The sequence below is a fragment of the Amycolatopsis rhabdoformis genome, assembly GCF_035918295.1.
Taxonomy (GTDB): domain Bacteria; phylum Actinomycetota; class Actinomycetes; order Mycobacteriales; family Pseudonocardiaceae; genus Amycolatopsis; species Amycolatopsis rhabdoformis.
On sequence record NZ_CP142149.1, the window covers coordinates 1952674 to 1967135 of the forward strand.

Below are 14462 nucleotides of genomic sequence, written 5' to 3' on the forward strand. Positions count from 1 at the left end.
GGCGACACGGCCCGGCAGTTGTGAGCCCGAGGGGAGCCCGAGAACGCACCGACGCGCCGGCATGACCCGCCCTGCAACGCGAGCTGAGGTTTCACGGCCGCCTAGATCGGCAGCATCCCTATGTCACCGGGAATGCCGACACCTTGAAGAAACGCGATCCGCGCGTTGACAGCGGACGAGAAGTGCTGCCAGTCGAGCTGTGGCACCAGTTCATCGGGTTTTGCGTCAGTGGGCGACGACGTGATGTAGTAGATGGAGTCGTAAATCCCTTCAGCCAGCAGCCGCTCGCAGAACACGCTGAACCGCCTTTGGTAGGACGCCTGATGCCAGATCTTCTCGGCGGGGAACGTGCCCTCGTCGATACGCACCGTCGAGGGTGATCAGGGGCTGTCCTCCAGAATAAAGAAGTACCCAAGCCGACGCCCCGGTCGAGGCTGGACCTCTCGCACTCCACATGAGAGCGGAAGCGGGGTGCAAGAATTCCGATACAGCTAACCTCGGTTGCCTGACCCGCATGGATCAGGGCCGTAAGACCTCGACCTCAATGCGGGCATCCTTGAGGAGCGACTTCGTATACGCACGGGAGCGGATACGTCCGTCCGCCTTCAAAACTTGGAGCACGACTTCATGATGAGTATCCCTGGGGAACGTGAGCGTCTCGCCAGGCGTGGTCAAACGACCATAAGGTCCCCCAAGGCTTAGTAACACACCGAGGACCTCATCTCCGGCGAGGTCGTCGATAAAGTGGTGGATCAACGGAACAACAAGGCTACGGTCTTCCGTTCCTTGAGCGATTTTCGTAATTCCCGAGACGCCGGGGTTGACGTCGAGAGCCAGTGCGGCGCGACCCGCTGCAGCGAGAGTGGCCTCATCGTCAATTGAGACAAACTCGTTAAAACGACGAAGGATTTCGATCTTAACGTTATCTCTGACGCTAACACTTTCAAAGATCTGCTCAGTTGTCAGAGGGTTGAGCAAGTCAGGCGTTACAAATTCAGAAAAATGTTCAGATTTGTCGATGCCATAACTAAGCGTTGGCCAGTCCTCCAGGTTGAAATGCGAGAATGTGATAGCCTCATCGCTACAAATATTGGCTTCGAGGAGGAGTCCCAGAAGCAAGCCTGTCTCGGAGGGAACCTTGACGACCGGAAGCCGATCTTTGAGGGCCAGAGATTCAGCTAATTTCACGCGGGTTTTTGAATCTGGGATAGCATCGGAGGCGTTAAGTACCGCCTCGGCTACTCGAATCTTAGCCGCCTCGACTTCAATAACTTTCGCGTCGGCGTCGGCGTCGGCGGCAGCCTCGCCATCCCCTCTGTCATCACCTGATGCGGGCAATGTTATAGATTCGGCCGCAGTGAGGACACTAGCCAACCCAGTGTCAATTTCGCCACGTTGTTTTATGTAGAGGTCCACGTTATTAAGCGTTGCCGGGAAGCGCTGACATTCAGCAAGCGTCTCCCAAACATATTCTGGAACATCCGTAATTTCCTTTACGGCACAGTCAGGATTGGCTATACGAAAAATTCTCACCGCGTATCTCTTATCTAGTTCGGCGACGTTGACGGTAATTGACGTGAATTCTTCCGGATTTTCAATGCTCCAGTTGGTCAAATGCTGACCTGAAGTACTATTGACGCTCATAAATGAGTGTTCGAATTCGATGATCTTGAGATACTCCTCAATGCGTTCGAGGGCGTCTTGGTAAATTTCAGTATTAAGACTGCGGATGTGGTCCAGACTTAATGACGTCGCCTGACCAAGGGCAAATCTGACGTTGGCTGAATTAAATTCGTAGCAATCATATTCGACGAGGAGCCTCATTGCGGATTCGTTAACGGCACTGAGGTCGTCACACTCGAAATAAGCGCGGCTGAGCATGCGAACGGCGTTAGCGATGGCGCGCTCAGTATCCACTGGGGTCTCATCGCTGATCGCAGGCTTGGATTCGACGTCATGCGTTACCGCCGCGATCGTACAAAATTCCCTCTGATTGCTATGGAAAAACTGGCGTACGGTGTCGCCGAGAAGGTACTTAACCTCGTCAGTCGAGTTCGCGAGCGCGATATCGACAAACTTGATTCGCTTATTGTGAGAGAGTTCTGCCGTGTCAACCAGTTCAACAAAGATATCCCGCCAGCATGACGCGAGGTAAACGATGGCCTTGTTGGCGTGCGTACCTTCGCTGAAGTAAGCGTCAAGGAGCTCTCGCTCTTTTTCTCCAACGTTTCGGATCACATTGTCGAGCACGACATGGGCTCCGTCATCACCAGTCTCGAGTAGGTAGTCAAGTATTCCAACATTATACGCGCTTACATCACCGAGAAACGAGCTCCTAGTTTCCTTTAGGAGCGCTGCAATTTCGGCATTACTTTCAAAGGTGTAGTTGATGTCCGGCTGGTTCTTGTCAACGTTCTGCACGATGTAGCTCATCGCTCTAGGTGGGACACGCTCGCCGTAGTATTGAGCAGCGTACATGTTGTAGTACCGGTCGATGTACCCGCCAGTAATCATGGATCGGGCCAGCTCGGAATCTATCTCGTCTTCGACGAGTTTCGAGAAGGGAGCCGCTACGCCACTGATTGTAAGGGTGAAGTCGGACCGCTTGGATAGATCGATAAAATCAGCTATCCGCAGTTTATCTAGATCAGCTAGAAGGTCAGCCCGATTTCGTAGTTGCTCATCTTCTGCAACCCCAGGCCATTCGCCGATTTCGAATCCCCCGTTAAGAACGTCTTTAAGCTCGTCCATGCTGAGTGAGACAACACTCCATTGCCCGTATACGTTGATTTTCGCGCTGACGCCAGTGTTGTGTTCGAAAATCTCGCGCCAAAAATCCGCATCGACAACCTTGGCTGAATTATGTTCGAAATCTCCAATTTGGTATGCGCCGACAGATATATTCGGTGACGCTTCGGCGATCTTGTTGAAGAACCAGATAAGACGTTGGCCCCAACTTGCTGCCTGCTTCTCGACAGAGGTTTGCAGGGTGATGCCGTCGTCAATTGTTCTAATCCGCGTACGACGCGTTGCCACGCTCTCGGACACTAGATCCCGACTAAGCCGGTAAACGGCATCAAGTTTGCTGCGCCCAAGCAGCATAAGTTCAAAGTCTTCCAGGTGAAGGTTCTTGTAGACGACCAGGGCGAACAGTCGGTCAGCAGCAAGCGTCTCCATGCCGTGGCCGTCTGTGATTAGGCGCTTAGCGAAGATCGAGTATTCGTTGCGGATATTCGTCAGTAGTCGCATATCCGGAATGTGGCGAGCCACTAGATCAACGAGTTCATCGCTAACCTTGGGCACAGGCGTGAGTCGATCATCGACAAGGACCTGGCCTAGCAATTCCCTGGCGGTACGATGGGTAATGAACGGGACAAGTGGGATAACAAGGTCGAAGAACTTTGTCCGATTGGCGCGGACCGCTTCAGCCTGTGCGGCATCATCATCCAGCGTCTTGGTGTCATGACCAAGCTGCTCGAAGATGCTGTCACGAAGGGCGTACACGAATCGAACAGATCTCCGTCCGCGCCACCGTGGCCGCCTACCTGTAATCTGTTTACTGGTGTTCAAAATTGTATTGAGCTCACGAAGCGCCTCGAAGATCCCGGCCTGATTGAACCGGTCGAGGTCTTCGAATACGACGACGTCGATACGAGAACGTGACTCGAAGAAGTAAATAATCTCATCGAGATACTTGTCGAAATACGTTTCAGATTTGTTCGCAAGAGTAATGGCGGCGCCGGCAGCGGAAATCTGCGACACGATGAGTCGGTTGTGGATCGCGACGCGTATTGCCGCCAGGAGGGCGATCAGGAATCCTGCGAACAAGGCGGCAGCACCGAGGCGAAGCCAGATGGGTGCATTGCCATGCAACTTGAATACCCCGGGAAACACGTCGAAAAGCCACATTCCGACTGCAACCAAGGATAAAGCGGCGCCGGACTCCAACAAAGCACGCCACGAAGGGAGTCGTTCTATTCGCTGGTATCGAGACTGCCGCAGTCGCCTCGGCTTCTCTCGGTGAAGGAGTTGTTTGACCAGTTCCTTCTCGATTTGGTTTGTCCGAGTTTCGTCTGCGTTTTTTTGTTCTTTTTGATCCTCCGGTTCTTCCGGGCCGAGGGTTGACAGCGACAGGAATAGAACCCGATGCTGATTCTGGCGGGCGAACTCTTTCAGGACGCTCGATTTACCTGCCCCATAGCGGCCCGTCACCGCGATGTTGCGAATCTCGTCGTCGTTTAACGCATTGTTTAAGTGAGAAACAAAGTCGTCGTGCTGGTTCGCCTTGAATTGAGGCGTGAGCGGCGAGAATTCAAGGCGAGAATCCACCTCCGCACTGGCGTCTTGAGCTACCCGCTCGGCGACCCAGGCAGCGCTCTTGCCGATCATGGTTCGCAGCCGCCAGCGAGGCTGGTTCTCCCTGTCCGCTGTCATCAATGTCCCTCGAAATTGCGTCCTGATCTTGACTGCCGACTCCTCGCCGGCACCACTACCGACGACTATGTTCTCAGCCAGTACCGACGAGTGCGGGTAGCCACGCCCGGGTTCCTGTCGACTCTCATGATTCGCGCACCCGCCGGGCTGGGGCGGGCTGCACCGACCGCCTTGCCCTGCTTGAAAGTCGCCAGGTAGAACTAGACTTTCCATCGTGGGGACGCCTTGGGCACGGAGCCGACCTCGGAGATGATCTACCCTATGTGTCTTGCTGGGTCAGTATGGAGTCGTGTGGCGAACAGTCGAGGCTCCGACCGAGTAGGGGCGCCGATTGGGCCGCGCCTCAGGCCGAACCGAGCTGCGCGCACACATCGTCCAAGTCGCAGACTGTGTCGTAGCGGGTGTGCTCCTGCACCAACGCGTCCCGCTCCGCGATGCAGGCGTCGATGAAGTTCGCTGAATCGTCTACCGAGAGGGCCACGGCGGCGAGCTTCGTGACGGAGTCCTGGTAGAGAGCGTGGTCGTCCACGAGGTGGATCGTTGCCCCATAGGTCTCGATGCGCGCGACTGAGCTGCCGTCGTCCATGGCGAAGAGCGTGAACGGGCCTGCGAGCCCGGGATGGGGACCGGCGGCGCTCGGTACGACACGGACGAGCACCGACTGGGTAACCGCCGAGACGTCAGAGAGGAACCTCACCTGCCGCAGCATGGTCTCGTCATTGTTGATGGTGTCTTGCAAGGCGGCAGCTCCGACGAAGACTTCCGTGGGGACGGCCGATGTCATCGGGGCTGGCTGGCGGCACGCGGTGAACTCCGTGGCGGACCTGCTCGACGTCTCCGAGACGGTCGCTTCGTTCGCCCCGACTGCGCGGGCGTAGTCACGAATCTGCATAAGCGCAGGGACCATGAGCGGACTCCAGACGGTCACCGACGTCGCAGAGGCCTGGTGCGCGGCGTCCGCCGCGAAGTGGTCTGGTGTGACGTGTGGGCCGGGAATAATCCAGGCAGAGTCGGTGGTGCCGTGGGCGAGGTTGAGGATGTGGCGTTTGTGGTCGCGGGGGACGCCGAGGGCGCCGAGGATTTGGGCGACGTCGCCGGAGGTCGGGGTACGCGTGCCGCGTTCCCAGTGGGCCAGGAGCGACGGGTTGATGTCGAGGCGGCGGGCGAGTTCGCGGAGGCCGAAGTGGGCGTCTTGGCGGGCTGCGCGGAGGGTGGCGGCGAGGATTCTTATCCGTGGGGTGATAGTGGGGGTGCCTCGCAAGACGGGTGGTCCTTTCAAAGCGTTGCGGGTGGTGCCGCAGTTGTGGGGTGCGGTGTGACGTCACGCCGGCGAGGGCCGACGCGGAGCCCGTGGCGGACAATGAATCGCGGGTTTTAGGGGCCTTCGGCGTCACGTGTCACAAGTGTCACGGTGGTGCTTGCGCAGGTGGCGGCTAGTTTCGGCCGTGACGGGTGGAGCGGCGGCCCTCGCCGGCGTGACGGAGGTTGTGACGCGTCCGAATGACTGATGCTCCGCGGTCAACGCGCTGGTCCAGCGGGAGTGGTGGCGGTGTTGATGTCGTCGGCGTAGGAGTGCAGGAGGTCGGCGATGTCGGCCAGTTCGAGGGCGTGGGCGCGGAGCAGTTCGGCTTCTGGGCGGTCTTCCAGGAGTTGCACGATGACGTCCAGGCTGCGGCGGCTGGCTACGAGCATCGCGTCGGCGGTGGACTTGCCGGCGAGGTTCATGCGGCATCCCTTGAGGCGGCCGGTGCGGGGACCGGTGAGGCGGGTAGGTCCGGCCGGCTCGCGCGGGGGTGCCGGGCGCGTTGAGGCGGGCGCGGCTGCGAGCCGGCCGGAGTGAGGAGGCGACGGCGGAGACGTCGCAGGCTAGACAAAGCGCGATGGGTGGCGCGGCTCGCTGTGAGTTGCCGCGAGGGCGGGGCGACGAGAGCCCAGCAGCGGGAGCAGACGCGGCCGGGTGGTGTCAGGCAGGAGTCGACCAGCACCTGGTGGCCGCAAATTGCCTGGTAACGGCCCTGCCGTTGCTCGAAGCCCGCGGCGAAGGCGGCGTCGGTGACGGCATGGTCGGCGGCGTCGATGGCGCAGTGGTGCCACGTGATGCGCGGGCGGTCGGCTGCTCCGGTGGGCATCGCGGCCTCCCTTGCGATGGTCGAAGTTGATGAAATTAGTGAACGCTGCGCGACGCGGGCAGGCCAGAGCGCTGATGGCGGACTTGTGTGGCAGAGAAGTGGCATCGGGGCATCTGAGCTGCGAAGAGCACTGATACCGTGATTGCAGTCGAAGACAGAGGCGGTGAGCTGTGGCGTTGACAAAACGACGTGATGAGCTGGTTTCAGCGCGTCGTGCAGCCGGGTTCACGCAGGAGAGTTTTGCTGCGGCGCTCAGCGTTGATCGGTCCACGGTCGGACGGTGGGAGAGCTGGGAGAACGAGCCGTTGCCCTACCTGTGGCCGAAGATGGCGAAGCTGTTGGAGATCTCGACGGCCGAGCTGCGCGCGTTCATCAGCCCGCGGGGCAGGAACTCTGCGGCGCCGGAGCTTGAGCCGGCGTTCGGTTGGCTCGATAGGCGCGCCGGGTGGAACGCCGGGACTTCGAGACGGCGTGCTGCGGTGGCTGCGCCGGCGGCGGCCGGACGAGTCGGCCGGAGCGAGGCGGCCGGCAAGCTCATGAGGTACTACGGCAAGCCGCCGGCCGGATACCGGTACTACGGCGCGAAAGTCGGTGACGTCGAAGTCGCTACCAGTATCTTCGGTCGCGAGAGCTGGTTGGAGGGTGCGTTTCCGCTGACGGCTGAGCATGACCGGCTCAAGTTGCGGCCCGGCGCCAACCAGTCGGAGCGGCCGTTCGATGAGAACGCTGCAGTCGAGCGGCTTGCGGCCGTGGCGGCGGGCGAGGTTCGGATCGCTGATATTCCGCTGTACCGGCTGGTCGACATCGAGTTCGGCGCCGACGGCGTGCGCGGGGCCGTGACCACCGAGTCGTTCGTGGAGTACGCGTTGGGCGTCGATCTGCTCGAAGGCGAGCTGAGCGGGAGCCACGCGACGCCGCTACGGGACACCTACTTGCCGGACCTGGCGCACGTGCTCGACGTCGACCGGAGGTTCTGCGCCGGTGGTGTGCTCGCGTTGACGGCGATCGCGCGGCCGGCCGATCCCTTCCGTGGCGGTCGGGACTACGTGCTTCTCGTGCAGGAGAGGTCGGCGAGGGTGGTCAACGGTGCCGGCCGTCTCGCGGTGATCCCGAAGGCGTTCCACCGGCCGTTGGCTGATCACCGGGCCGACGCGAGGATCGGCGCGACGTTGCGGCGTGAGCTGGAAGAGGAGCTGTTCGGCCGGGTGGACGTCGACAACACGGCCGGGCCGCAGCGTGTCGCGGATCCGATGCATCCGACGCGCCTGTCGGAGCCGATGCGGTGGCTCTCCGAGCAGCCGGGCCGGCTCCGGATGGAGTGCACGGGCTTCGGGTTCAACCTGGTCAGCGGCAACTACGAGTTCGCCAGCCTCGTCGTGATCGACGACGAGGAGTTCTGGCCGAGGTTCGGCGGCGCTGTCGAGGCGAACTGGGAGGCGGCGGGGCTTCGGCTGTATTCCACGCTCGATGACGAGCTGATCAGCGAACTCGTCACCGATGAATTGTGGAGCAACGAAGGCCTGTTCGCGTTTCTTCAGGGAATTCGACGACTTCGAGAGATCGGCGGCGACAGGGTGTCTTTGCCCCCTGTCGAATTACACGGCTGACGGCCAGCGAACCGTGAGCACCACGGAGTCGGCCAACGCTTCCCAGGAATGGTCGACGCCCGCGCCCCACATCACATAGTCACCTTGGCGAGTCATGGTCTTGGTGCCGCCTGTGACATCGATGCGGAACTCGCCCGAGACGAGCATCACCAGCGTGGTGCGTTGGTCGTCGGCCGTCCACTCCGGACGCTTGTCACCGGCGGGGTGGTTGGCCCACTTGACTTCCACGTCCTGGGAAGCGCGAACGCCTTGTGACGGATCGATGAAGTGACCGACCAGCCAGCCGCGAGTGTCGGCAGCGTCCTCGTTGGCGTTGCCGGCGGTCCAACCGTCGCTCACTGGCTGATCTCCCATTCGATGGCGGGCAGTTTTACGCGCTCTCCGCCGATTTGCGCAAGGCGTCGGAGTCCTTGAGCCATGGCGAACAGCCCTTCGTTGCTCCACGCTACATCACCCAACAACTCGGTGACGAGCTCGGTATCGGTAGTCGAATACTGGCGGAGAGTGGCGGATTCCCAGTTTGCTTCGACCACTCCGCCGTAGCGTTCCCAGAATTCTTCGTCGTCGATGACGATGAGGCTGGCGAATTCGTAGTTGCCGCTGACGAGGTTCAGCCCGAAGCCCGTGCACTCCATCCGAAGTCGGTCGGGCTCCGCCATCAGCCAGTGCATCGGCTCGGTGAGACGGGATGGGTGGAGCGGGTCTGCGGCGAGCTGCTCGGCCACCGTGTTGTCGATGTCCGGGCGGCCGAACAGCTCCTCTTCCAGCTCGCGACGGAGGGTGATCCCCACCTGAGCGTCGCGGCGAACGTCGGTGAGCGGCTGGTGGAAGCCCTTGGGGATGACGGCGAGGCGACGAGCGGCGTTGAGCACGTTGCCGGAGCGCTCTTGGACCAAGAGCAGATAGTCGGCGTCGCCGCGGTAGGGATCTGCCGGGCGCGCAATGGCCGTGAGCGCGAGGACTCCGCCGGCGGTCAAACGCGAGCTGACGTCCAGCACTGCGCCGAGGTCCGGGAGGTAGCGGTCGCGCAGAGGCATCGCGGTCGAGTCCGCTGCGACGGCGTCGACCAGCTCGCCTTCGAGGAGGTCGACGGTCAGGGCGTAGTGGACGAACCGTGAGCCGCCGAAGGTGCCGTCGAGCTGGCGTTCACGGATGTCCGTGCTCAGGAGGCGATAGATCGGGTTGTCGGACAGCCGGGTGTTCATGGCCAGCGTCTCGGCAAGCCGCTGAACGGCACGGCGCGCCGCGTGGTCGTCCAGCGCCAGGTCCGGTTCGGGCTGCGCGGTCGGGACGCGGAACCGGTCGTACGGCGGGCGCAGCTCGCAGTCCAGATCCAGCCAATCCGTGCAGGTCAGGACGCTGGTGTTCATGACGAGATCGCCGCAGCGAGCGGTGAACAGGCCGTGGTCGTCGAGCCGGCTGCCGTAGTAGGCGGTCAGAGCGGCGGCCACGTTGCGTTGGCTGACCCACCCGCGGCGGGTACCGCGGTCGTGAAGTTCTCGAACGTCCAGCGTCGCCAGTCGCTCGGCGACGGCCTGACGCGCGGAGCCCGGCGACCAGCCGGCGTGCTTGTCGAGCCATTCGAGCGCGGCGCCGATGTGGGGGTCGGCGTCGAGACGTTCATCGGCGGGGCTTGGCTCCGCGGCAGGGTCGCCGAGGTGTTCGGCGAACCGGGCCCGCTCGGCGGGCGTGGCCTGCTCCAGCGCGATGTCGAGAACCTGTTGCATCTCGGACTTCGGCCGGAGATCAGGCTTCTGGTGCCACCCCGCCACGGTGCGCGCGGCGATGCCGAGGCGTTCAGCGAAGCGCTCGTTACTCAGCCGCAGCGCGGCTTGTAGCGCCGACGCGGTCCGTCCGGTCCATTGATCAGCAGAATTCACCGGTCAGCAGTCCTTCGACGCAGAATGTGCAGTGGATGTGCAGTGGTCCTGCACTGGTCGTGCATGGGACGGGCGGCCGTTTAGGCATTGAATTCCAGGTATGCAAATCGCCTGGTTCACCAGCCCGAATTGCCCGCCGCTATCGCTTCGGCTCAACGTGCTTGACCACCGTCGCGAGGCTCGATTGGACGTCGGCCAGCCGCTCGGTGATCTCGGCCAGCCGCTCTTCGAGCGCGGCGAGTCGGTCGCGGAGCTCGCCGCCGTCGTCCACGGGTTCGTCGGGATGCGGCGGGGTGCGGTTTTGCAGCACTGCCAGCAGGTGTTGCGGGTGCCAGCCGAGCGTCGTGGACAGCGCTTCGAGCGTGCGCGCGCTCCGTCGGCGCTCGACGGTGTGGTGTTGCAGCTCGCGCACGATCGCCTGCGACACGTGCGACCGCTCGGCCAGCTCCCGTTGCCGCCAGCCCAGCTCGTTCACGCGCATATCGATCGCCTTCGCGACCGCAGCCCAGTCCTCCGTCACGTATTCCTCCGCGCTCCGCCTCAGCGCCGAGATTAGCGGTTCATCGCGCTTTCACCGCGCCAGATAGCGACCTTGCTGCGGCGCGTCGGACAAACACGTCCGACTTAGAGCTGAAATTAACAACATAGTCTTGAAATCATCAGAATGGTTTTTCTCATGAACTCGCAAATCACCTTTCATTCCGTTCGCGAAGCTGCCTGGATTCTCGGTGTCTCCCGCGGCGCGGTCAGCCGGGCGATCCGAACCGGGACCCTGCGCACGACCCGATGCCGGAACGGGCTCCGTGTGTCCTCGGCTGAGCTGAACCGCCTGCTCGGAGGTGCTCGATGAGCACGGATGAGCTGCGGTTGATCGGCATCGCGTGGCGCCTGGACCGGCTGCGTTGGGTGCCCACGGACGTGCTGCACAAGATCGTGACCAGCGACGGAGCCTGTATGTGGCCGCCCCCGGAAGACGAGCCGCCCGACGCTCGCAGTGACCAGGAGTTGGCCGAACGGCTGTGTGGTGGCTGCCCAGTTCGGGATGAGTGCTTGGAGCTGGAGTTGCGCACGGGTGGCGCCGACACCGTCGGCGTCTGGGGCGGGCTGGCCGACGACGACCGGCGCGCGCTGCATCCGCACTGGCTGCGCCGCGGTGAGCGGATCGATCGGGGTGAGCGATGAACGGCCTCATCGTGACGCCCACGCAGATCCTCGCCGGCGTCGGCGTTCTGCTCGTGTCGTTCTGGGTCTGGCGGGCGGGATCCCGTCGGGCGAAGGCCGCCGCCGAAGCCGCTCGAAGCGGGGCGCGGCTGGTGTCGCTGGCTGGGCGGGTGCTGTTCAACGCGGGGTTGATCGTCGCTGTTCAGTGGGTGGTGATCGCTCACGCGGGTTCCGGGTGGTTGCTGCTCGCCGTGCTCGGGCTGCCGGCGTTGTTCGCGGCGTACGCGCTGACTCGTGCCATGACCGTGACGACCGTCGACACGTCGAAGCGGGGTGGTCGGCGATGACGCGGGCTCAACGGCTGGCGCGGGACGCGGCGGAGGCCGCCGAGGTGCGGGCGTATCAGACGGATCCGGACGTGGTGGCGCTGCGGATCGAGCGGGTACGGCGGCAGGTCGACTGGATGTGCTGGTCGGGCATCGTGCTCGGGCTCGCGTTCACGATGACCAATGTGCAGGGGTTCGCGTCAGCAGGGACGCAGACGTGGTCGCTGCCCTGGCTGGCGGCGTGGGTGCTGGACCCGACGGTGTCGTTGGTGTTGCTGGCGATCCTGCGGGCAGAGCAGGTGACCGCGCGGTACCAGGTTCGGACGGGTGCGTGGGTACGGCGGGCGAAGTGGTTCACGCTAGCGGCCACCTACGTCATGAACACCTGGACGTCGTTTGCCGCCGGGGAGCCGGCGGCGATCGTGCTGCACTCCGTGCCGCCGTTGGTGGTGTTCGTCGCGGTCGAAGCGATCACGGATCTTCGTGACAAGCTGACCGATGCGGTGTTCGTTGCTGCTGAACGGCAGGCCGTTCATCGGGACGAGCCCGTGAACTCCGGGCGGCGCGTCCTGTTCGCGGACTACCTCGCGATTGCTCGGGAGAGTTGGACCCCGGACGTCGAGGTGACGCCGGCGTGGGTGCGGCGGGCGACGGGGTGTTCGCGCGGATTGTCGCCGCGGTTGGCGCGTGCGTTGCGGGCGGAGGTGGCCCATGGCTGACTCACTGCCGATCAAGGCGGACCCGGTGTTGGACGGTGAACTGGTGGACGACACGTTGCCGCAGCCTCGGCCGCGTGCCTCGCGGCGGGAGCGGTTCGTGTTCTGGTGGGTCCACTCGCCGCGGGTGCCGTTGTGGTTGAAGCGACGGGACCAGGCTCGTCAGGCTGCCAAGGACTTCGTTGTTGGTGTGCTGCGCTCGCCGTTCTGGTTCTTGGGAGCTGTGTTCCGTGGGCTTGTCCTCGGCGTCCGGTGGTGGCGTGGATGGGTGACCGTTCGGGACTTCCGGGAGGCCGCTGTGCAAGCCGAGAAGCTGGCGGACAAGTTCGGAGACATAAGGGTGTTGACGTTGTTCCGGTGGAAGGTCACTGGCGCTGTCTCGGTCGCGTCTGCCGGGGTGGTGACGCTGGCGGATCTGCTGTACGGCGAAGTCGCGTTGTGGGGGCTCGGCGGTGGAGCTGCGCTGGCGCTGGCGATCTTCGGGAGGCGGAAAGAAGGTAGTCCGGGGCGCAAGGCGGTGTTGTCGGGGCCGCGGACGTTGAGCTGGACGATGGATCCGCAGGTGCTGGTGGACGCGTTTCGTGACGCCAAGCTGATTGGCAAGGACGAGACGTTGCGCCTGGTCCAGCGCGCGACGCGCATGGGATACGGGTGGGCGATCACCGTCGACCTGCCGGCGACCCGCAAGGCCGCGGACGTGATCAAGAACCGAGAGGCCCTGGCTTCGGCGCTCGCGGTCGACGAGGTTCAGCTGATTGTCGAGCGGGTGCGTGGGAATGGCGGGCACGCGGGGCGGGTGTCGATGTGGGTGGCCGATGAGGATCCGTATGCTGCTCCGCCGATCCGGACGCCGTTGCTTCAAGTTGAACGGTGGGATGCCTGGCGTCCGGTCCCGTTTGGACGGGACGCACGGGATCGGCGTGTGGATCTTCCGTTGGTCTGGACGTCGCTACTCGTCGGCGCGATTCCTCGGCAGGGCAAGACGTTCGCGACGCGCCTTGCTGCGGCGGGGTTGATTCTGGACCCGTACACGCGCCTCTACGTCGCGGACTTCAAGGCTGGCAAAGACTGGGACGCGGCGGCGCAGGTGGCTCACCGGTTCATGTCGGGCGACGAATCCGCACACGTTCTGGCGCTCGCCGGATGGCTGGTCGAGTTGGTCGGTGAGGTACAGGGCCGGTACCGGCGGATGCGGGAACTCGACGACGAGACATGCCCCGAGTCGAAGGTGACACCGGAGATGTCGCGGGATCGCATGCTGGACATGCCGATTACCGCCGTCGTCATCGACGAAGTGCAGGTTCCGTTGGAGGACCGGACCGCGGTCAAGGTGGAGGGCAAGACGCTCACGGCCGGCGAGTACGTCGGTGAGCTGCTGACGTGGCTGGCGAAGAAGGGGCCGGCGGCCGGGATCGTATTGGCGCTGGCGACTCAGCGGCCGGACTCGAAGACGATTCCGTCGGGGCTGCGCGCGGTGCTCGGGTCGCGGTTCGCGCTGCGGGTCATGGACTGGCGGGACAGCAACATCGTGCTGGGCGAGCAGATGAACACCCGCGGGTATGACAGCAGTCGGCTGCTCGCGTCGCACAAGGGCGTCGGCATCCTGCGTCCGGACGGCGACACCCAGGCGGGGGCCGATGTGCTCGCGCTGACGGTGCGGACGTACTACATGCCGAACGAGGATTGGCAGGCCATCTGCCGGCGGGGCCGCGAGTTGCGCGAGGCCGAGCGGACGCTGACCGGCCACGCGGCCGGCTCAGATCTGACGATCGAGAACACCGTGAAGGTGATCGACGCGGGTGAACCGCAGTCTGAGTCATCGGAGAGCCTTCCGGAGCCACTCGCGGCTCTGGCCAAGTATCTGGCGGCCGACAGCCGGGAGTTCGTACCGACGTCCGAGCTGGTCAACGCGCTGGACGCTGATCCAAGGGAGTTCGCCGAGCTGATGAACGACCTCGGCTGCCAGCGCACCCGAGGTCGGGTTCCCACAGAAGACGGGGGCGCTCGGCAGGTTCGCGGATACCTGACAGCTGAAATCAGGACAGGGTTGCGCGATCGCGCCGACGTATCGGCCGACGCTGGCGAGGAGGTGTCGAGTTGACCGGCGCCAGCACCTCCGATTCGACGATCCGGGTTACGCTACCTGACGAAGCGCTGAACGTGACGCCGAGCGTGGCACGCGTCCTGCTGGCGATACTGATCGAGCTGA

13 protein-coding genes are annotated in these 14462 nt (G+C 63.1%); 6 read left to right on the forward strand and 7 right to left on the reverse strand.

Features of this window, described 5'->3' with window-relative positions; genetic code table 11:
- Positions 1 to 101 precede the first annotated feature (101 nt).
- The 4 genes from VSH64_RS09125 to VSH64_RS09140 all read right to left on the reverse strand — a co-directional run bounded on the left by VSH64_RS09125 (position 102) and on the right by VSH64_RS09140 (position 6159).
- Positions 102 to 368, reverse strand: coding sequence for a hypothetical protein (locus VSH64_RS09125; protein WP_326835077.1), 267 nt, complete (start codon positions 366 to 368; stop codon positions 102 to 104).
- A gap of 151 nt (positions 369 to 519) precedes the next feature.
- Positions 520 to 4389, reverse strand: a complete 3870-nt coding sequence (locus VSH64_RS09130) for a YobI family P-loop NTPase (RefSeq protein ID WP_326835078.1) — start codon at positions 4387 to 4389, stop codon at positions 520 to 522.
- A 388-nt stretch (positions 4390 to 4777) separates the two neighbouring features.
- On the reverse strand, positions 4778 to 5695 hold the full coding sequence (locus VSH64_RS09135; protein ID WP_326835079.1) for a helix-turn-helix domain-containing protein: 918 nt from the start codon (positions 5693 to 5695) through the stop codon (positions 4778 to 4780).
- A 257-nt stretch (positions 5696 to 5952) separates the two neighbouring features.
- Complete coding sequence (locus VSH64_RS09140; protein ID WP_326835080.1) at positions 5953 to 6159, reverse strand: hypothetical protein; 207 nt, start codon at positions 6157 to 6159, stop codon at positions 5953 to 5955.
- 574 nt (positions 6160 to 6733) lie between these two features.
- Between VSH64_RS09140 and VSH64_RS09145 the strand changes: the two genes are divergently transcribed.
- The gene (locus tag VSH64_RS09145) at positions 6734 to 8170 is read left to right on the forward strand and encodes a helix-turn-helix domain-containing protein (RefSeq protein ID WP_326835081.1); all 1437 of its coding nucleotides are present in this window, start codon (positions 6734 to 6736) and stop codon (positions 8168 to 8170) included.
- Here VSH64_RS09145 and VSH64_RS09150 read toward each other — a convergent pair.
- The 3 genes from VSH64_RS09150 to VSH64_RS09160 form a co-directional block, all read right to left on the reverse strand.
- Positions 8159 to 8509 (reverse strand): signal peptidase I, encoded by a 351-nt coding sequence (locus VSH64_RS09150; protein ID WP_326835082.1) that lies wholly within the window; start codon positions 8507 to 8509, stop codon positions 8159 to 8161. The two genes, VSH64_RS09145 and VSH64_RS09150, sit on opposite strands and share 12 nt — an antisense overlap.
- Positions 8506 to 10050, reverse strand: a complete 1545-nt coding sequence (locus VSH64_RS09155) for a transcriptional regulator (protein WP_326835083.1) — start codon at positions 10048 to 10050, stop codon at positions 8506 to 8508. Before VSH64_RS09155 ends, VSH64_RS09150 begins: the two co-directional genes overlap by 4 nt.
- 139 nt (positions 10051 to 10189) lie before the next feature.
- Positions 10190 to 10570, reverse strand: a complete 381-nt coding sequence (locus VSH64_RS09160; RefSeq protein ID WP_326835084.1) for an XRE family transcriptional regulator — start codon at positions 10568 to 10570, stop codon at positions 10190 to 10192.
- 156 nt (positions 10571 to 10726) lie between these two features.
- Between VSH64_RS09160 and VSH64_RS09165 the strand changes: the two genes are divergently transcribed.
- From VSH64_RS09165 to VSH64_RS09185, 5 genes are read left to right on the forward strand one after another with little or no spacing between them, the layout of a single operon-like run.
- Positions 10727 to 10900, forward strand: a complete 174-nt coding sequence (locus tag VSH64_RS09165; RefSeq protein WP_326835085.1) for a helix-turn-helix domain-containing protein — start codon at positions 10727 to 10729, stop codon at positions 10898 to 10900.
- Positions 10897 to 11232, forward strand: coding sequence for a WhiB family transcriptional regulator (locus VSH64_RS09170; protein WP_326835086.1), 336 nt, complete (start codon positions 10897 to 10899; stop codon positions 11230 to 11232). Before VSH64_RS09165 ends, VSH64_RS09170 begins: the two co-directional genes overlap by 4 nt.
- Positions 11229 to 11558, forward strand: a complete 330-nt coding sequence (locus tag VSH64_RS09175; RefSeq protein ID WP_326835087.1) for a hypothetical protein — start codon at positions 11229 to 11231, stop codon at positions 11556 to 11558. Before VSH64_RS09170 ends, VSH64_RS09175 begins: the two co-directional genes overlap by 4 nt.
- Positions 11555 to 12256 carry a hypothetical protein gene (locus VSH64_RS09180; RefSeq protein ID WP_326835088.1) on the forward strand — a complete coding sequence of 234 codons (702 nt, stop codon included), beginning with the start codon at positions 11555 to 11557 and terminating at the stop codon, positions 12254 to 12256. Before VSH64_RS09175 ends, VSH64_RS09180 begins: the two co-directional genes overlap by 4 nt.
- Positions 12249 to 14354 carry a cell division protein FtsK gene (locus tag VSH64_RS09185; protein ID WP_326835089.1) on the forward strand — a complete coding sequence of 702 codons (2106 nt, stop codon included), beginning with the start codon at positions 12249 to 12251 and terminating at the stop codon, positions 14352 to 14354. The genes VSH64_RS09180 and VSH64_RS09185 overlap by 8 nt, the downstream gene beginning before the upstream one ends.
- The last annotated feature ends 108 nt before the right edge of the window (positions 14355 to 14462 follow it).